We start from the raw sequence: 18704 nt of genomic DNA, 5'->3' as shown, positions 1-18704 counted from the left end.
TTTTTGAGGAGGCCACGAACATGACCGAAGACCAGCACGGCCGACAGCGCACGCAGAACACGCAGAGCACGCAGAGCACGCGATTCCGGGTGGAACACGACTCGATGGGCGAGGTGAAGGTCCCCGCCGATGCCAAGTGGCGTGCGCAGACGCAGCGCGCCGTGGAGAACTTCCCCGTCTCGGGGCAGCGCCTGGAGCGCGCGCACATCGCCGCCCTCGCGCGGATCAAGGCGGCGGCCGCGAAGGTCAACGCGGAGCTGGGCGTCCTGGACGCCGACGTCGCCGGGGCCATCCGGGCGGCCGCCGCGGAGGTGGCCGAGGGGCGCTGGGACGCGCAGTTCCCGGTGGACGTGTTCCAGACCGGGTCCGGGACCTCGTCCAACATGAACGCCAACGAGGTGATCGCGACCCTGGCCACCGAGCGGCTCGGGCGCGACGTCCACCCCAACGACCACGTCAACGCCTCCCAGAGCTCCAACGACGTCTTCCCGTCCTCGATCCACATCGCCGCCACGGCCGCCGTCACCGGCGAGCTGATCCCGGCCCTGGAACACCTCGCCGCCTCCCTGGAGCGCAAGTCCGCCGAGTTCGCCGAGGTGGTCAAGGCGGGCCGCACCCACCTGATGGACGCCACCCCGGTGACGCTGGGGCAGGAGTTCGGCGGGTACGCGGCCCAGGTGCGCTACGGCGTCGAGCGGCTCAGGGCGGCGCTGCCCCGGCTCGCCGAGCTGCCGCTGGGCGGCACCGCGGTGGGCACCGGGATCAACACCCCGCCCGGATTCTCCGCGGCCGTCATCGCCGAGGTGGCCGCGGCCACCGGGCTGCCGCTCACCGAGGCCCGCAACCACTTCGAGGCCCAGGGAGCGCGGGACGCGCTGGTGGAGACCTCGGGCATGCTCCGTACCGTGGCGGTCTCGCTCACCAAGATCGCGAACGATCTGCGCTGGATGGCGTCCGGACCGCGCACGGGATTGGCTGAAATCAATCTCCCGGATCTCCAGCCGGGCTCTTCGATCATGCCCGGAAAGGTCAATCCGGTCGTCGCGGAGGCCGTGCTGATGGTGGCCGCCCAGGTGACCGGAAACGACACCACGGTCGCCGTGGCGGGCGCGGCGGGCAACTTCGAGCTCAACGTGATGCTCCCGGTGATGGCCCGGAACCTGCTGGAGTCGGTCCGTCTCCTCGGCAACGCGAGCCGGCTGCTGGCCGACCGCACCATCGACGGGATCACCGCCAACGCGGCCCGGGCCAGGGAGTACGCCGAATCCTCGCCCTCCGTGGTGACCCCGCTGAACCGCTACATCGGCTACGAGGAGGCGGCCAAGGTCGCCAAGAAGGCGCTCGCGGAGCGCCGGACGATCAGGGAGGTCGTCCTGGAGTCCGGCTACGTCGAACGCGGCGCGCTCACCCTGGAACAGCTCGACGAGGCGCTCGACGTGCTGCGGATGACCCGCCCCTGAGGAGTGCTCGAAGGGCTGGGCGGGGGGCCGGATTTCGGTCGAATGCCGTCCCCGAACCCCTCGGTGACCTGCACCGCAGCGGGGCCGGGGAGCCCAGCCCTAAGATCTGCGCATGACAGGTACCGGAGGCCGCGGGGGCGGCGGGGCGCGCGGTGGCGCCCGAGGCGGCACCCGGAGCGGGACCGGCCTCGCGACCGGCCCCGCGACCGGCAGCGCTCATGACGATGCGTACGACGACGCGTCCGGCCCGCGCTGGGCGCCCGGCACGCACGTCCTGTGGCGCTACCGCGACCACGCGCCGGGCCTGCCGGGGCCGGTCCACATCTGCCGCCCGGTCACCGTCGTCCAGGACACGCCCGAGCTGCTGGCCGTGTGGATGGCCCCGGACACCGAACTGGTCAAGCCGGTGCTCGCCGACGGGACCTCGGTGCACGAGGAGCCCCTGGCGACCCGCTACACCGCGCCGCGCACCACCGCCCGCTCGCACTGGTTCGGCACCGGCGTGCTGAAGCTGGCCCGGCCCGGCGATCCGTGGTCGGTGTGGCTGTTCTGGGACCACGGGTGGCAATTCCGGAGCTGGTACGTGAACCTTGAGGAGCCCAGGACCCGGTGGTCCGGCGGCATCGACTCCGTGGACCACTTCCTCGACATCTCCGTCTACCCCGACCGCACCTGGAAGTGGCGCGACGAGGACGAGTTCGCGCAGGCGCTGCGGTGCGGGCTGATGGACGAGGCGACGGCCGAGCGGGTACGGGAGGCCGGACGGGCGGCGGTGGAGCTGATCAAGGAGTGGGGGCCGCCGTTCTCGGACGGCTGGGAGGACTGGCGGCCCGATCCGGGCTGGAGCGTTCCGGTCCTGCCCGGGGACTGGGACCGGACCCCGGCGCACATGTCCTCATGAGACCCTTGATGCGCCCCCGGGTGCCAAACGTAGGCTCGTCCTCCGCAAGCTTGCAGACAGGGTTCCGTGCAAGGGTGTACACCCTTAAATGTCGTGCTGTGCGCGCGACTTGACCGGAGGTCGACGCAGAGCGAGAGGTAGCGAGCGGACGGGGGTCCCCCGGACGAAGTTTGGGGGAGGAACCGCGGGCGACGGTGTCCCCGCCGCTGAGCGGGTATACCGCGACTGACCGAGTTGAGTGCAGCGCACATCCAGCGCAAACGGACGGAATCCCACGCGTGACGGAGTACCCCACCTCTTACGAGGGCCCGCAGCCTGCCGCGGCAGCCGCGACACCGGCGCCGGGCGGCTCCGACCTGCCCGGGCCCCGCCCGGTACGGCGGGGGGCGGCCGCTCCCGGTGCGGACGCCGGGTCCGGTCCCCGTGCCGGTTCCGACGACCAGGGCCACGGCAAGACCCCGGCTCCGGCCGCCCAGGACACCCGGCCCGGCTCGCCGGATTCCGGCACCGGTCCGGCTTCCGGTTCCCCTTCCGGTTCCTCTTCCGGTTCCTCTTCCGCCTCGGGTCCCGCTCCCGGCGCCGCGTCCAGAGCGGGCGCGGGTGCGGGCACGGGCGCAAGTACGGGCGCAGGTACGGGTACGGGCGCCACCCGGCCCCCGGCCACGGCCGGCGTCCCCGCCGCCCGGCGCGGTGACGCCGCCCTGTCCCGGGACACGGGCGCCGCCCGCAATGCCGGTACGGGCCCGGGCGCGGCCCCGGACGGCGCCCCGGACCCGGCCACGGGCCCCGCGGTGCCACACCCTTCCGCTTCCCCCTCCGCTTCCGCCGCCTCCGCCTCCGGTTCCGGGGACCACGGCGGCATACCGGGCGGGACGCCTGACACGGGCGCCGCCCGGCGCGAGGGCGACCGGCTGCGCTTCGTCGGCGCCGCCACCCGCCGGATCGCGCGCGGCATCGACCTCGACGAGATCGTCCTCGGCCTGTGCCGGGCCACCGTGCCCACCTTCTCCGACGCGATCCTCGTGTACCTGCGCGATCCGCTCCCCGTCGGCGACGAACGCCCGGTGGGCCCCGTCGTCCTGAGGCTGCGCCGGACCGACCGGCTCCGGCCGATCGACGACCTCACCGACACCATCCGCGCCGCCGACACCATCGGGGCCGGGCTCGACCTCACCGCGGTCACCGGGGCCGGGGGCGAGCTGGACTTCAGCCAGCTGGCGCTCGTCGGCCCGCAGGGCGACCTGCCCGCCGCCGAGCTGTGCGAGATCCGCTCCGGCGGGGCCCTCGCCGAGGTGCTGCGCGGCGTGCGGCCCGTCTTCGGGTCCTCCGCCGCGGCCCGCGCCGCGCTGCCCGAACTGCTGGGCGCGGACCATCCCGTACCGCGCGGCCAGCGGGCGATCCTGGCCCCGCTGCGCGGCCGCCGCCGGGTCATCGGCGCCGCGGTGTTCCTGCGTACCCCGGACCGGCCCGCCTTCGAGCAGAACGACCTGCTGGTGGCCGCGCAGCTGGCCACCCACACGGCGCTCGGCATCGACAAGGCCGTCCTGTACGGCCGCGAGGCCTACATCGCCGACGAGCTCCAGCGCACCATGCTCCCGGACAGCCTCCCCCAGCCCACCGGGGTCCGCCTCGCCAGCCGCTACCTCCCGGCCGCCGAGACGGCCCGGGTCGGCGGGGACTGGTACGACGCCATACCGCTCCCCGGCAGCCGGGTCGCGCTCGTCGTGGGCGACGTCATGGGCCACTCCATGACCTCCGCCGCGATCATGGGCCAGCTGCGGACCACCGCCCAGACCCTCGCCCAGCTGGACCTGCCGCCCGCCGAGGTGCTGCACCACCTGGACGAGCAGGCCCAGCGGCTCGGCTCGGACCGGATGGCGACCTGCCTGTACGCGGTCTACGACCCCGTCTCGCACCGGATCACCATCGCCAACGCCGGCCACCCGCCGCCCGTCCTGCTGCACCTGGGCGGCCGCGCCGAGGTGCTCCGGGTGCCGCCCGGCGCCCCGATCGGCGTCGGCGGCGTGGACTTCGAGGCCGTCGAGCTGGACGCCCCCGCCGGAGCCACCCTGCTGCTGTACACGGACGGCCTGGTCGAGTCCCGGCTGCGCGACGTCTGGACCGGCATCGAGCAGCTGCGCGAGCGCCTCGCCACGACGGCGCAGCTCACCGGCCTGGACCACCCGCCGCCGCTGGAAGCGCTCTGTGACGACGTACTGGACATGCTCGGCCCGGGTGACCGGGACGACGACATCGCGCTGCTGGCGGCCCGCTTCGACGGCATCGCGCCCAGTGACGTCGCCTACTGGTTCCTGGACCCGGAGGAGACCGCGCCGGGCCGCGCCCGGCGCTTCGCCCGGCGCGCCCTGACCCGCTGGGGCCTGGAGGAGCTGAGCGACTCCCTGGAGCTGCTGGTCAGCGAGGTGGTCACCAACGCCGTCCGGTACGCCGAGCGGCCCGTCACGCTGCGCCTGCTGCGTACGGACGTCCTGCGCTGCGAGGTCGGCGACGACTCCCCGCAGCTGCCGCGCCAGCGCCGGGCCCGGGACACCGACGAGGGCGGCCGCGGCCTGTTCCTGGTCAACCGGATGGCACGGCGCTGGGGCGCGACCCGGCTGAGCAGCGGCAAGGTCGTGTGGTTCGAACTCCCGCTGCCGGGGGCGCCGGACCGGTACTGACCGGAAGCCCCCGCAACGAGAACCGCCGCCCGGCAGCTGAGCTGCCGGGCGGCGGTTTCGTGTTCCGGTTCCCTACGGGAACGGCGGGAACGGGTTGCTGTGGGTCGGGTTCGGTGACGAGTGGCCCGGGTTCGGCGAGGAGTGCCCCGGGTTCGGTGACGAGCCGGTCGGGTCCGGGTTCGGGCTGCGCGAGCTCGAGTTGGTCGGGTTCGGGCTGGTCGACCCGGACGCGGACCGGGTGGTGCTCGGCGACGGGCTGCGGCTGGTCGAGGCCGAGGTGGACGGGGTCGGGCTCGGGGGCGGGGTGCCCATCTCCGCGTCCGGCAGATCGAACTTGGCGGTGTCCACACCCGAGAGCGCGGCGAGCGTGTAGGTCTTCCAGATGGCGGCCGGGAAGCTGGAGCCGCCCGCTCGGCCACCGCCGGCGGTACCGGTCAGGGTGACCTGCTTGCCGGTGCCCACCTCTTCGCCGAACATCGCGACGACCGTGACCAGTTCCGGGGTGTAGCCGGTGAACCAGGCCGCGACGTTGGACTCGGTGGTGCCGGTCTTGCCCGCGGCCTGGTAAGCGTCGCTGTAGACCGCGTTACCCGAACCGTCGGTGACGACTCCCGTCAGCACCTTGGTGACGGTGTCGGCGGTGGAGGTGTCGATCACCTGGTCGCCGATGGTGACCACCGGCTTGTAGGTGCGCGTGTGGTTCTGGGCGCTCTTGATGATCGACGGGGTGACCTTCTTGCCGTGGTGGTCGAAGGTCGCGTAGACCCCGGCCATCTCGACGGTGCTGGCGCTCATGGTGCCCAGCGCCATGGCGGGCTTGTCGGCGGGCCAGCCCTCACGGTCCCGCATGCCGAGGGTGAGACCCATCTCCTTGACCTTCTCCGGCTTCGCGTCGACGGTCATCTGCGCGTAGACGGAGTTGACGGAGGCGTTGGTCGCCTTCTGGACCGTGATGTTGTGCCCGATGTCCCAGTAGTCGCGCTGGTCCTGGTTCTGCGGTGAGAAGGCGGTGTCGCTGCCGACCACCGGGCGGCCGCTGGTGCCGTCGTAGAGGGTGCTCGGGTTGATCGGCTTGCCGTCCTGCGTCTTGGCGCCGTTCTGCAGGGCGGTGGCGAGCACGACCGGCTTGAAGGTCGAGCCGGGCTGGAAGTCGGTGCGCAGGGCGTTGCTGGACCACTTCTCGCCCTGGCCGGTGCCGCCGTACATCGCGACGATCGCGCCGGTCTTCGGGTCCACCGAGGTGGCGCCCGCCTGGACGTTCTGGTCGACCGGGCGTTCCGCGGTGTTCTTGCGCTCCAGCTTGGATTCCAGCTCGTCGTTGACGGCCTTCTCCAGGGCGGCCTGCTTCTTCTTGTCGATGTTGAGCCTGATCGTCCAGCCGCCCGCGTCGATCGCGGCCTTGGCCACGCCCTGCCGGTTCAGCTCGGCGTCGGCGGCCTCCATCAGGTAGCCCTTCTGGCCCTCGCGCCCGGGGGTGGGCTTGGGCTTGATGGGCTCCTGGAAGTGCAGGGTCTTGCGCTTGGCCTCGTCCAGCTTGCCCATGCCGACCATGTTGTCGAGGGTCGCGTTGAAGCGGATCATCACGAGGCGCTTGCCGTTGGGGCCCGCGGTCGCCCAGTCGTAGGAGCTGGGGGCCTGCAGGACGGCCGCGAGGTAGGCGCCCTGCTCCAGGGTCAGCTTCTGGGCGTCGACGCCGTAGTAGGCCTGGGCCGCGGCCTGGATCCCGTACGCACCGCGACCGAAGTAGCTGGTGTTCATGTAGCCCTCGAGGATCTGGTCCTTGGACATGCTCCCGTCGGTCTTGAGGGAGATGACCATTTCCTTGAGCTTGCGGGTCGCCGTCTGGTCCTGGTTCAGGTAGTAGTTCTTGACGTACTGCTGGGTGATCGTCGAACCACCGGCCTTGCCCTTGCCCGTCACCGTCGAGATGAAGCCGCGGACCAGGCCCTTGTAGTCGATGCCCTGGTCTTTGTAGAAGTTCTTGTTCTCGATGGCGATGAACGTGGTGCGGACATCCTCCGGGACCTTGTCGAAGGGGAGGATCTCGCGGTTGTACTTGCCCGTACGGGTCATGACGGAGCCGTCGGCCCACTGGTAGACGTTGCTCTGGAGCGTCGCCTCTTCGTTGGGCTTGGGCGCGTCGACGTAGAAGTAGAGGCCGACCGCCGCGGCCATGCCGAGCAGGATCATGCCGAAGAACGCGCCGAGGATCTTCTTCCAGGTGAAGAACCTGCGTATGCCGGTTCGTTTGCCCTTGCCCTTGTTCGCGCCCGCGCCCGGGCCGTTCTTGCCGCGACCGCCCTGCGGCGCGCCACCGCGCGGCGCACGTCGGCTCCCGCGCTGCTGCTGCGCCCGTCGCGCTTCTGCTCGGCCCATCGCTCCCGCTCCGCTCAATAACCCCCGACGTCAGCTCAGAAAGCTAACACCGGAGGTTGTGACAAAGGCTGCTCAGTTCCTATCAATACCGATCAATTCGGACGTGAGAATCAGCACCCACACCCTATGAACCGACGCCTAGCAGACCAGAAGAGTTGCGGTGCGCCAAAAAAGTGATATCACTTTGCTAGAGAGCCCGACCGGCTCTTCCTGAACGAAACGGGGCGAACCATGACGAACACCACCGATATGCCGACGCCGCAGGTACGGGAATTCGCGGCGCACAGCGTCGGCGGCGGGCTGGCCCTGCTGCTCGGACTGCTCGGCCTGCTGGTCGGCGCGGGGCTGATCGCCACCGGCGCCGTCCTCACCGCCGTGGGCGCGAAGGCCGGTCTGATCGCCTTCGGCGTCGTCGTCATCATCGGGTCGATCTACGCGATGTGCGGGCTCAACACGGTCGCGCCGGGCGAGGCCCGCGTGGTCCAGCTCTTCGGCCGCTACCGGGGCACGATCCGCACCGACGGCCTGCGCTGGGTGAACCCGCTGACCTCCCGCGACAAGATCTCCACGCGCGTCCGCAACCACGAGACGGCCGTCCTGAAGGTCAACGACGCCTACGGCAATCCGATCGAGCTGGCCGCGGTCGTCGTCTGGAAGGTGGAGGACACCGCGCGGGCCCTCTTCGAGGTCGACGACTTCACCGAGTTCGTCGAGACCCAGACCGAGGCCGCCGTCCGGCACATCGCCATCGAGTACCCGTACGACGCCCACGACGAGGGCGGCCTCTCCCTGCGCGGCAACGCCGAGGAGATCACCGAGAAGCTCGCGGTCGAGCTGCACACCCGGGTCGAGGCGGCCGGCGTCCACATCATCGAGTCCCGCTTCACGCACCTCGCGTACGCCCCCGAGATCGCCTCGGCCATGCTCCAGCGCCAGCAGGCCGGCGCGGTCGTCGCGGCCCGTCGCCTGATCGTCGAGGGCGCCGTGGGTATGGTCGAGCTGGCCCTGACCCGCCTTCAGGAAGAGGACGTCGTGGACCTGGACCCCGACCGCAAGGCCGCCATGGTCTCCAATCTCATGGTGGTGCTCTGCGGGGACCGCGCCGCCCAGCCCGTCGTGAACACCGGCACCCTCTACCAGTGATGCCGGGCGGCGAGCCGGCGGCCCCCGAGGGGCCCGGCGACGACGAGCGGAGCGCACCGGGCGCGGGAGCGGCCCGGCGCCCGCCCCGCAAGCAGGTCCTGCTGCGGCTCGACCCGCAGGTGTACGACGCGCTCGCCCGCTGGGCGGGGGACGAACTGCGCAGCGCCAACGCGCAGATCGAGTTCCTGCTCCGCCGCGCCCTCGCGGAGTCCGGCCGCCTCCCCTCCTCCCCCGGCCCCCTCCCCCGCCGCGGCCGCCCCCCGAAGTCGTCGCCGTCGGCCCCCGAATAGGCCCCGAACGAACCCCATAGCCACCCGCACCCCGGCCCCAACAGGCCGGGGTGTTTTGTCATGGATCCCGCTCAGACGCCCGTTCCGACAATGCGACAGTCGCACGTATGGCCGTCGCGGCCAGCTGGGTTCACTTGGCACGCAACGGCGGACGGGCTTCTAGAGCAGGTCGGCGAACACACCCGTCGCCCCGGTTCGTCGAGCGGATGGGTGTTCCACCGGGTGGCGGGGTGTCGATCTCATCAGGGGCCTCCGGCCATGGGCCGGCGGCTGATTTCCGAACTCAGCATCCTGCGGAAACCGGTACCACGCCTGACCTCTACCGCGACCCTGTCGGCCCACAGGAGCCGCGCGAGGAGGGGCGACCCGGTCCGTATCTCGGCCCCCTCCCCCGGCGTCGCCCTTCCCCTGTGCCACGCCGCCGCCGATAACACTGACCAGGAATCACGCTCGATTTGAACCGGAATATTCAAGTCCAAGAGAGCAGAGGCGGATCATTCGCGCCACAGCACGGTCTACTTCAGGTCTTTAGATGCGAAGAACAACCCCAAATGTGACGGATCGATAACCAAATGGATTGACGTCCACACGCCGGGAGAACCAGGATCCATGACCGGCACACCTAAACCACAACGCAAAGGACGAGCACCTTGCCTATCTCCAAAACGAAGACTGGATTGGCCGCAACCATCGCAGCCATGACCGCGACAATCGGCCTGACAGCTCCGCAGGAAGCAGCAGCAGCCGGGTCCACCGTGTGTGGATCCGGCTTCAAAATGACCTACAACGAACGCCTCCCCGACGCTAGGCGCTTCGGGACGGTATTCACCTATCAGAGGAGTGACGGTAACGGACACATCGACACATGCGTCATCTTCGACAATAACCTCGCAGGCGCGAAGTACATGAAGTTGAAGCTCTGCCCGAACGACACCGCACGACCCTGCTCCGTAGACGAGGGGAATTTCACCTCGTATGCGGTCGGCATCGTCCTCAACGCAGATCTGTGCCCCAAGGTCACGCTCGTCATGAAGGAATCACAGAATTCCAGTTCCGCACTCATCGACCGAGTATTCCACGTCCCCCCCTGCGACTAAGGCGCCGTTCCCGCGAGGCCTATAGCTTCATCGATTCTTTGAATACGGGACCACGGTGGGGCAGATAGCAAGTCCATTGCCGCCTACTGATCAGGTGGGGTGACAATGGGAGCGGTACGGATTTACCTGCCCTCCGCCCGAGGACTCCCGGCCTCTGCGGCACTATTCTTCCGTCGTTGTTAAATATATGCCTTGACGTGCTCAGTCACCAGCGGCATGCAGGAGGCACGACTGTGCGGCGCCCAGAATCCGGACGGCCTTCATGATGCTGCCAGGAGTGGAGCGAGCCGAACCTTGTCGATTGACGCTTCGAGCATCACAGCAGTGCCAATCCTGAAACTGCGTCATGCCCCCTGGGCGCGTGCTCCAGTTACTGCACAGTCGCCGCGCCGGGGGCATGACGCAGCACCTGCTCACCGTGACCAAGCTCCCGCCCTCGTCGGGTTCTTCCGACCGGGCGGGTGAGCCGTTCCCATGCCACAGAAAAACACGGGAACCTTCCAAGAAAATGGGAAACTCTCTCTTGAGATTCAGAACACGCACACGATTACCGCTGACCGCCGTTGTGGCCTGTACTGCCCTGACCGCCGGAATCCTCCAGACCACATCCGCCTTCGCCGAGCCGAAACCGAGCCCTGGCGCCACCGCGCCACAGGTCTCTCCGGTTCGGGTCGAGGATCCGGGCAAAAAGCTCGGCACCGATTGGAAGACCAGCCCCGACCGCGCGGTGACCGCCGCCGCTGACGCGGACGGCCTGCGCATCCTCGTCGCTGACAGCAGCGAGGCGTACGCATGGAAGGCCGTAGCCACCCTGTCCGAACCGGCACTGCCTGCGGACTCGTGGATCGGCAACCAGTGCGTGATGGACCACGAGCACGCCGCCGTCGTTTACGCGCCTCGCAGTTTCACGAACAAGCCGGACCTGATGCAGGGCGGTGCGTTCACCGCCATTGTCAATCTGGCGACAGGGCAGGTGACGAAGCTGCCTTTCACCGCGTCACTGGCCTACTTCGACCCGTCCTGCAACACGGTGACACACACTGCCGCGTTCACTGCCTTCCGCGACATGAACGATCCCGACAGCACGCGGACGCGCGTGCTCACCGTGGACACCGCTGGGAAGACCACTAGTACGGCCTCGGCGAAGGGAGAGATCACCAGCGCGGTCCCGGCGAAGGACGGCACGATTGCCGCACTCGGCAACCACCTCGTCCACCTCGACGGCGCCGGCACGGTCAAGAACCTCGCCGACGCGGACAGCGTCCCGTTCGACATCCGGCCCGCCGTCGACGGGAGCATCGCTTTCGTCGACCGCAAAGACGACTCCACTGTGAACGCCAAACTGTTCACTGGTCACGGCAAGCCGGGCACCATCGCCTCGGGCAAGCTCGGCGACCTCGACCTCATGCAGGGCGACGCAGGCAGCGTCTTCCTCACTGGCCACCCCACGAAGACTCCCGTCACGACCGGAACCGGGGTCACCCAGGTCAACGCGAAGGCCAACACCGACGTGTCATCTCACGGACGGCTTGCCGTCGAACCGGTTCTGACCGCTGGCATCCGAGCCGGCCTCGACCGCGTCAAGAACGCGGGGAAGGGCTTCAGCAAGAGCGAAGAAGCCGCTCCGCGAGCTGCCGTGAAAGCCGATGACGAGCTGGTTACAGTCACCAGCACCGCCACTGCCACCGGGACGAAGCTCACGCAGAGCGTGCAGCAGGGAGCCCCCGACGGTTCGGGAACCAAGGCATCTCCATCTCTCGGTGAGGCCGCTGGGACGCAGGCTCAATCGATGCGAAGTGCCGCGGGTTCCGCCGCCGTATCGCACGAGCCGACAGACGACGACCGTTGGTGTTCCATCTCCCGCAACGACGTCAAGGTGCAGGCGCTGCAGCCGACGCCGAACCAGGTCGAATGGGCCGTCGACATGGCTGTGCGCGGCAATCTGCGCTCCAACTACATCCGGCAGGACAGCTACCGGAGCCAGTCCGGCCTGCTCACCGTCGACCCACAAGGTCTGTTCCCTCCGCCGACGTTGAACGGTGGGGGCAAGATCCCCGCCAACGTGCTCCTAGGCATCATGGCCCAGGAGTCGAACCTGTGGCAGGCCGAGTCAGGTGCGATTCCTGGCCAGATGGGTAGCCCGCTGGCCGCGGTGGACGGCTACTACGGCCACAAGGTCGACCCTAAGGACCCGGCCGCCTACTGGAAGATCAACTGGGACAAGTCCGACTGCGGCTACGGCGTCGGTCAGGTCACTGACGGCATGCGCCTGCCCGGCCACGAGAAGGACGGCGTGCCTAGCCTGTCCCCGACCCTTCAGAGGCTCGTCGCGGTTGACTACGCCTCGAACATCGCCGCCGCCATGAAAATCCTCGCCGACAAGTGGAACGAGGTCCATACGGACGGTCAGAAGGTCACCGTCAACAACGACGACCCGTCCATGGTCGAGAACTGGTTCACAGCCGTGTGGAACTACAATCTCGGCTTCAATCCGCCGTCGGATGCCTCAAACCACGCCGGTCACTGGGGCCTTGGCTGGTACAACAACCCCGCCAACCCGCTCTACAAGAAGAGCTGGGGCCACCCGTTCATGAACATCGACGTCGACGGCCCGGAGGCGAACAAGGACGCGGCTCATCCGCAGGACTGGCCGTACGAGGGCAAGGTGATGGGCTGGGCTGCTTGGTCCGTCGATACGGGCTTCTCCTACGCCACCACGGGCCGTCAGGACTGGCCCGGTGAGTCCGGGTTCTCTTCGGCCGGATTCCGGCCCGCCTGGTGGACCACCGTCGCCGACCGCGTCGCCGTCTCGCCCCCGCTTGAAACCTTCTGCAACAGCAAGAACAACTGTAACCCGGACACCCCGCCCGACTGCCCGGACGCCGAATGCTACTCGAAGTACTGGTGGAACCAGCCCAACACGACATGGAAGCCCAACTGTGCTTCCACCTGTGGCCACGAGGCCATCAAGTATCAGACACCGGTTGCCGAGCCGGGACGAGGCTACCGTCTCAAGACCGGTACCCCCGTCTGTACCGGCGCGCCGTCCGGCTCCAAGGTAGTTGCCTCCGTTCCCGAGGGCACCGAAACCTGGGGAACGTGCGGCCGCATATCCTCGGCGGGCAGCTTCCAGTTCACGTTCAATCCCGACGCCGTGGGCCACTATCAAGCGAAGGCGGACCTGCACCAAGTAGGCGCCGGCTATGGCGGACACTACTGGTACACACACACCCGCGACGCGGATCACTTCGGCGGCTCTGGCGGACCCATGGCCATCGACGGCACATGGACCCTCGCCGAGAGCCTCAGCTGGGCGCGGGTCCTGGTCCACCTGCCCGACACTGGCGCCCAGACCCGTCAGGCCGCCTACACCGTTGAGGGTTCGGACAGCACCAGCAAGCAACGGGTGGTGCTCCAGCGGGCCGGTGGGTGGGTAAGCCTGGGTGTGTTCCACTTCACCGGCACTCCGAGCGTCAAGCTGTCGAACACGACAGCAGACGGAAGTGCGGACGAGGACATCGCCTGGGGTGCGGTGGCCTTCCAGCCCCTCGCGGGCAAGCCGGCCAACTCCGTCACAGCGATGGGCGACTCGTACTCCTCGGGTGAAGGAGCGACCGCGCCGGACGGCGCGGACCTGTACCCGGAGACCGACCGCTTCGACAAGCTGAACGGCAAAGGCATCGACAAGTGTCACCGCTCCAAGCTGGCGTGGTCGAGGCAGGCGAAGATTCCAGGCTACTCCAGCTCGATCGCAGCCATGGCCGACGGCCTTGACTCTCAGATGGATTACCACTTCGTAGCGTGCTCCGGAGCCCGCACGTACAACATCCTCAACAAGGGCCAATCCAGCGAGGTGGCACAGATCGAAGCCGGGTACCTGGACCAGAACACCAGCCTGGTGACACTGAGCGTCGGCGGCAACGATGCCCGCTTCAGCGAGATCATTACGAAGTGCATCGACATCCCGATCCCGGCTCTCCACACGTGCCCATATGCGGAGCTCGACAATGTTGATCCCGCTACCGGCAGCAAGACAGGCGGCACGACGGGCGACTTGAAGGACTGGGCGCCGAAGTGGCTGCATGACTCAGTACGGCCCCAGATCACCACGACACTCAATGCCATCCACGCCAAAGCGCCGAACGCGAAGGTCGTCCTCATGGGCTACCCGCGTTTGGTGGAGAAGGACCACAGCTGTCTTCCCAACGCCTACGAAGACGTCGAGAACGACTGGGTGCGCTCTCTGGCCGACACTCTGGCCACAGAGATGAAGGGGGCCACCCAGGACTCCGGATCATGGGCGGTCTTCTCCGATCCGCGGAGCAACTTCGATGCCAAGGCGATTTGCGGTGGTCCCGAGGGTATCCACGGCATCGTGATGACCGGGCGGGAGCGCGCGGACAACGACCCTCCGCTGCCGTCCATGCAGTCATTCCATCCCAAGCCCGCAGGAGCTCGTCTCTACGCGGACGCCCTGGAGCAGACGTTGCAGGGAAAGTGACAGACAACTGACGCGGTGGGCCTGATACATGTATTCAGGCCCACCGCCACCGATGAGGGAAGACTTAAACCATGAGCCACCCACGCGCAGAGTCACGGACTGTGTTGCCGAGAGCGTTCGGAGCGGCTCTCACCGGCGCGGTTCTGGCCTACGGTGCCGTGCAGTTCTTCTCCTGGGTCAAGCATCACAAGGACCAGGTGTGCGAGAAGACGGACGGACTCTGTTGGACCTGGTGGGACTGGGCGGCCGTCCCTCTCGCCGTGACGACTGCCCTGATCGTCCTGATGGTCGTCTACAAGCGGCTGGACATCGGGCCTCGGCTGGGAGTCATCTTGCCGACCATCCTGATAGCCCCCTTCCCTCTCCTCGCCGCGCAGACGACCGTCGGATGGTGGGCTGCCACCATCACGGGTGGAGCGTGGTCATTCTTTCTCATACTGGCCACTTGGAGCCGTTACCGAATCCTGGGGCTCACAGCCTCGGCTGCCCTGCTCCTCGTCTCTCTCGTCGTGCTGTACACCTGACCACCTGAGGGTTTGCGGGGAATCAAGGTGTCGCTTCCCCGCAACCCTGGTTCTACGCCTTCGGTCCGCCACCCCGCTATGCACAGGCGGTATACACCGTGCGTACAGTCGCCCCCATGTCCATCGGTCACACACTGCTCGGCCTCCTCGAGGCCGGACCGCGCCATGGGTACGACCTCAAGCGCGCCTTCGACGAGAAGTTCGGCCACGACCGGCCCCTCGCCTACGGGCAGGTCTACTCGACCATGTCCCGGCTCCTGAAGAACGGCCTCGTCGAGGTCGACGGTGTCGAGAGCGGCGGCGGTCCGGAACGCAAGCGGTACGCCATCACCGAGGCCGGGATCACCGACGTCCAGGTCTGGCTGACCACCCCGGAGAAGCCCGAGCCGTACCTCCACTCGACCCTCTACACCAAGGTCGTCCTGGCCCTGCTGACCGGCCGCAGCGCCGAGCAGCTCCTCGACACCCAGCGCGCCGAACACCTGCGCATGATGCGGCTGCTGACCACCCGCAAGCGCAAGGGCGACTTCGCCGACCAGCTGATCTGCGACCACGCCCTCTTCCACCTGGAAGCCGACCTGCGCTGGCTGGAGCTGGCCGCCGCCCGCCTGGACCAGCTCGCCCGGGAGGTCCGCCCGTGATCCCCGACGGCTCCCTGCTCAGCGCCGACGGCCTCTACAAGTCCTACGGCTCGAACGCGGCCCTGACCGGCGCCGAGTTCTCCATCCACCCGGGCGAGATCGTCGCCGTCATGGGCCCCTCCGGCTCCGGCAAGTCGACCCTGCTGCACTGCCTGGCCGGGATCGTCGCGGCCGACCGGGGCACCATCACCTACGCCGGGCGCGACCTGTCCGCGATGAACGACGCCCAGCGCAGCGCCCTGCGCCGCAGCGAGTTCGGCTTCGTCTTCCAGTTCGGGCAGCTCGTCCCCGAGCTGACCTGCGTCGAGAACGTGGCCCTGCCGCTGCGCTTGAACGGGGTGAAGCGCAAGGCCGCCGAGGCCACCGCCCTGCGCTGGATGACCCGGTTGGAGGTCGATGACATCGGCTCCCAGCGCCCCGGCGAGGTCAGCGGCGGCCAGGGCCAGCGCGTCGCCGTCGCCCGCGCCCTCGTCACCAGCCCCCGCGTGGTCTTCGCCGACGAGCCCACCGGCGCCCTGGACTCCCTCAACGGCGAGCTGGTCATGCGGCTGCTCACCGAGGCCGCGCGGGCCGCCAGCACCGCGGTCGTCCTGGTCACGCACGAGACCCGGGTCGCCGCCTACTCCGACCGCGAGATCGTCGTGCGCGACGGGAAGTCCCGCGACATGGAGCGCGCCATATGAGCACGGCGCGCGGCTGGGCCCGTGATCTCCTCATGGGGGCCCGGTTCGCCGTCACCGGCGGCCGCCAGGGCTGGACCCGCACCCTGCTCACCGCGGTCGGCGTCGGTCTCGGCGTCGCCCTGCTGCTGGTCACGGCCGCGCTGCCGAGCGCGCTGACCGCACGGACCGACCGCGCCGACGCCCGCCGGAACCTGTCCCTGACCGGCCCGGAGCGGCCCGGCCCGGACACCTTCCTCATCGCCCGGGCCGACCAGGAGTACCACCACCAGACCGTCGAGGGGTCCTTCGTCAAGGCCGAGGGCCCGAACGCCCCCGCCCCGCCCGGCCTCACCCGGATCCCCGCCCCGGGCGAGCTCGCCCTCTCCCCCGCGCTGGACGCCCTGCTGAAGTCCGACGAGGGCAAGGGGCTGCGCGAGCGCCTGGACGGCAGGGTCGTCGCGCTGATCGGCGACGCGGGCCTGGTCGGCCCCGGCGAGCTGTTCTTCTACGCGGGCAACGGCGCCCTGCACAGCACCGGCGAACGGTACGGCCAGGTCCAGCGGTTCAACGCCTTCGGCACCGACGACGAACCCGACCGGCTGGACCGGGTCCTCGCCCTGCTGGTCCTCCTCACCTTCGTCGCCCTGCTGACGCCGGTCACCGTCTTCATCGCCGCCGCCATCCGCTTCGGCGGCGAGCAGCGCGACCGCCGCCTCGCCGCGCTCCGCCTCGTCGGCGCCGACAACACGATGGTCCGACGGATCGCCGCGGGCGAGGCGCTGGCCGGGGCCGTGTGCGGCCTGGCCCTCGGCACCCTCTTCTTCCTGGTCTCCCGGCGGCTCGTCGCGAGCGTCGCGTTGGGCCGGCGCAGCGTCTTCCCCGCCGATCTCGACCCGAGCCCCTGGCTGGCGGCGCTCGTCGCCGTCGCCGTGGCGCTGCTGTCGGTCGCGGTCACCCTCTTCACGCTGCGCGGTGTGGTCATCGAGCCGCTGGGCGTCGTACGGACCGCCCGCCCGGCCCGGCGCCGGTTCTGGTGGCGGCTGCTGCCGCCGCTCGCCGGTCTCGCGCTCCTCGCGCCCCTGGCGATCCGCGGCACGGACGACCCCGCGGTCTTCAACCAGGCGCAAGTGGGCGCCGGGGTGGTCCTGCTGCTCGTGAGCGTCACCTCCATGCTGCCCTGGCTGGTGGACCGGAGCGTCTCGGGGCTGTCCCGCGGACCCGTCTCCTGGCAGCTCGCCGTGCGCCGCCTCCAGGTCGCCGGCGGGACGGCGGCCCGGCTGGTCAACGGCGTCGCGGTCGCGGTCGCCGGGGCCATCGCCCTGCAGATCCTCTTCGCGGGCACCGAGGCGACCTACACCACGCTCACCGGAGTCGACCCGACGCGGGCCGAGATGGCGGTGACCGCGAACCGGCAGCCGGGATCCGATCTGCGGATCGAGGACATCGGCGCGAAGGTGGCGGCGGCCGAGGGCGTGACCAAGGCCGTCGCCCTGACCAGGATCAACGCCGCCGCCACGGTGCCGGCCGAGGACCGGACCATCACGGTCACCGTGGGCACCTGCACCGCGCTGCGCGAGATCGCGGTGATCGAGTCCTGCGCGGAGGGCGACTCCTTCGTCCTGACGGGCGGTCCGGATCCGGACGGGGCGCCGTACGGGCGGATCGCCAAGGGCGGGGACAAGATCTTCGCGGGCAGCGTGGCGGGCTACCCGCAGGACGCGGCCCCCGTCGAGTGGACGGTTCCGGCGAACATCCGGACGGTGGCCAGCCGTCCGGGCCCGGACGGCGAGCTGAGCACCGGCCTGCTGACCACCGAGTCCGTCGCGCCCCGGGTCCCCGTCACGGAGCTCTCCTCGAACCTGTACGTCCTGCTCGACCCGGAGGTGCCCGACGCGGTGGAGAACGTCCGCACCGCCACCTACGAGGCGGATCCCCTCGCCCGCGCCTACATGCTCCAGTTCACGCAGGCGGACGGGCAGTACCGCACCATCCGGGCCGGGCTGTACGTCGGTTCCGTGCTGGTGCTGGTGCTGATCGGGCTGAGCCTGCTCGTCGCGCAGCTGGAGCAACTGCGCGAGCGCAAGCGGCTGCTGTCCTCGCTGGTGGCCTTCGGCACCCCGCGCCGCACGCTGTGCCTGTCGGTGCTGTGGCAGACGGCGCTGCCGATCTCGCTGGCCCTGGCCCTGGCCTCTGGCGTGGGTCTGGCCCTGGGCTCGGTCCTGATGCGGATGACCGGGCTGCCCGTGCTCATCGAGTGGAACGTCGTCCTGGCGATGGCCGGGGCGGGCGGCGCGCTGGTCCTGCTGGTGACGCTGCTCAGCATGCCGCCGCTGCTGCGCATGATGCGCCCGGACGGCCTGCGGACCGAGTAGCCCCCGCCCGGCCCGGGTACGTACGCCCCCGCCCGGCGGCCCGCCGACCAGGCCCCCTC

General features: G+C 69.5%; 12 protein-coding genes. 11 read left to right on the top strand and 1 reads right to left on the bottom strand.

What is annotated here, in order from left to right:
- Positions 1-20: 20 nt before the first annotated feature.
- The 3 genes from ABT084_RS05890 (at position 21) to ABT084_RS05880 (ending at position 5039) form a co-directional block, all read left to right on the top strand.
- On the top strand, positions 21-1460 hold the full coding sequence (locus ABT084_RS05890) for a class II fumarate hydratase (RefSeq protein ID WP_351038485.1): 1440 nt from the start codon (positions 21-23) through the stop codon (positions 1458-1460).
- Between the two features lie 112 nt (positions 1461-1572).
- Positions 1573-2361, top strand: a complete 789-nt coding sequence (gene fomD, locus ABT084_RS05885; RefSeq protein ID WP_351038484.1) for a cytidylyl-2-hydroxypropylphosphonate hydrolase — start codon at positions 1573-1575, stop codon at positions 2359-2361.
- A 791-nt stretch (positions 2362-3152) separates the two neighbouring features.
- Positions 3153-5039, top strand: coding sequence for a SpoIIE family protein phosphatase (locus tag ABT084_RS05880; protein ID WP_502968846.1), 1887 nt, complete (start codon positions 3153-3155; stop codon positions 5037-5039).
- A gap of 72 nt (positions 5040-5111) precedes the next feature.
- On the opposite strand, the gene ABT084_RS05875 is transcribed toward ABT084_RS05880, so the two are convergent.
- Complete coding sequence (locus ABT084_RS05875; RefSeq protein WP_351038480.1) at positions 5112-7415, bottom strand: transglycosylase domain-containing protein; 2304 nt, start codon at positions 7413-7415, stop codon at positions 5112-5114.
- 231 nt (positions 7416-7646) lie between these two features.
- Here ABT084_RS05875 and ABT084_RS05870 point away from each other — a divergent pair, with 231 nt between their 5' ends.
- The 8 genes from ABT084_RS05870 (at position 7647) to ABT084_RS05835 (ending at position 18645) form a co-directional block, all read left to right on the top strand.
- Positions 7647-8558, top strand: coding sequence for an SPFH domain-containing protein (locus ABT084_RS05870; RefSeq protein ID WP_351038479.1), 912 nt, complete (start codon positions 7647-7649; stop codon positions 8556-8558).
- On the top strand, positions 8558-8848 hold the full coding sequence (locus tag ABT084_RS05865; RefSeq protein WP_351038477.1) for a type II toxin-antitoxin system antitoxin: 291 nt from the start codon (positions 8558-8560) through the stop codon (positions 8846-8848). Before ABT084_RS05870 ends, ABT084_RS05865 begins: the two co-directional genes overlap by 1 nt.
- A 698-nt stretch (positions 8849-9546) precedes the next feature.
- Entirely contained in the window at positions 9547-9945 is a 399-nt protein-coding gene (locus ABT084_RS05860; RefSeq protein WP_351038475.1) for a hypothetical protein, read from the top strand.
- Positions 9946-10342: 397 nt separating this feature from the next.
- Positions 10343-14446 (top strand): GDSL-type esterase/lipase family protein, encoded by a 4104-nt coding sequence (locus tag ABT084_RS05855; protein ID WP_351038473.1) that lies wholly within the window; start codon positions 10343-10345, stop codon positions 14444-14446.
- Between the two features lie 71 nt (positions 14447-14517).
- On the top strand, positions 14518-14970 hold the full coding sequence (locus ABT084_RS05850; protein ID WP_351038471.1) for a hypothetical protein: 453 nt from the start codon (positions 14518-14520) through the stop codon (positions 14968-14970).
- 116 nt (positions 14971-15086) lie between these two features.
- Positions 15087-15611, top strand: coding sequence for a PadR family transcriptional regulator (locus ABT084_RS05845; RefSeq protein WP_351038469.1), 525 nt, complete (start codon positions 15087-15089; stop codon positions 15609-15611).
- Positions 15608-16294: an ABC transporter ATP-binding protein gene (locus tag ABT084_RS05840; RefSeq protein WP_351038467.1), complete on the top strand. Its 687-nt coding sequence runs from the start codon at positions 15608-15610 to the stop codon at positions 16292-16294. Before ABT084_RS05845 ends, ABT084_RS05840 begins: the two co-directional genes overlap by 4 nt.
- Entirely contained in the window at positions 16291-18645 is a 2355-nt protein-coding gene (locus tag ABT084_RS05835; protein ID WP_351038465.1) for an FtsX-like permease family protein, read from the top strand. Before ABT084_RS05840 ends, ABT084_RS05835 begins: the two co-directional genes overlap by 4 nt.
- Positions 18646-18704: the final 59 nt, after the last annotated feature.

The sequence above is a fragment of the Streptomyces sp. NPDC002138 genome (assembly GCF_040296485.1).
In the GTDB taxonomy this organism is placed as follows: Bacteria; Actinomycetota; Actinomycetes; order Streptomycetales; family Streptomycetaceae; genus Streptomyces.
The sequence above is the reverse complement of the archived record's forward strand: the minus strand, read 5'-3'. Positions and strand labels throughout refer to the sequence as shown.

Coding starts and splice junctions, on each gene's coding strand:
- ABT084_RS05835 (WP_351038465.1), top strand. CDS start 16,291: ATGAGCACGGCGCGCGGCTGGGCCCGTGATCTCCTCATGGGGGCCCGG.
- ABT084_RS05850 (WP_351038471.1), top strand. CDS start 14,518: ATGAGCCACCCACGCGCAGAGTCACGGACTGTGTTGCCGAGAGCGTTC.
- ABT084_RS05875 (WP_351038480.1), bottom strand. CDS start 7,415: ATGGGCCGAGCAGAAGCGCGACGGGCGCAGCAGCAGCGCGGGAGCCGA.
- ABT084_RS05870 (WP_351038479.1), top strand. CDS start 7,647: ATGACGAACACCACCGATATGCCGACGCCGCAGGTACGGGAATTCGCG.
- ABT084_RS05890 (WP_351038485.1), top strand. CDS start 21: ATGACCGAAGACCAGCACGGCCGACAGCGCACGCAGAACACGCAGAGC.
- ABT084_RS05865 (WP_351038477.1), top strand. CDS start 8,558: ATGCCGGGCGGCGAGCCGGCGGCCCCCGAGGGGCCCGGCGACGACGAG.
- ABT084_RS05860 (WP_351038475.1), top strand. CDS start 9,547: ATGACCGCGACAATCGGCCTGACAGCTCCGCAGGAAGCAGCAGCAGCC.
- fomD (WP_351038484.1), top strand. CDS start 1,573: ATGACAGGTACCGGAGGCCGCGGGGGCGGCGGGGCGCGCGGTGGCGCC.
- ABT084_RS05845 (WP_351038469.1), top strand. CDS start 15,087: ATGTCCATCGGTCACACACTGCTCGGCCTCCTCGAGGCCGGACCGCGC.
- ABT084_RS05855 (WP_351038473.1), top strand. CDS start 10,343: ATGACGCAGCACCTGCTCACCGTGACCAAGCTCCCGCCCTCGTCGGGT.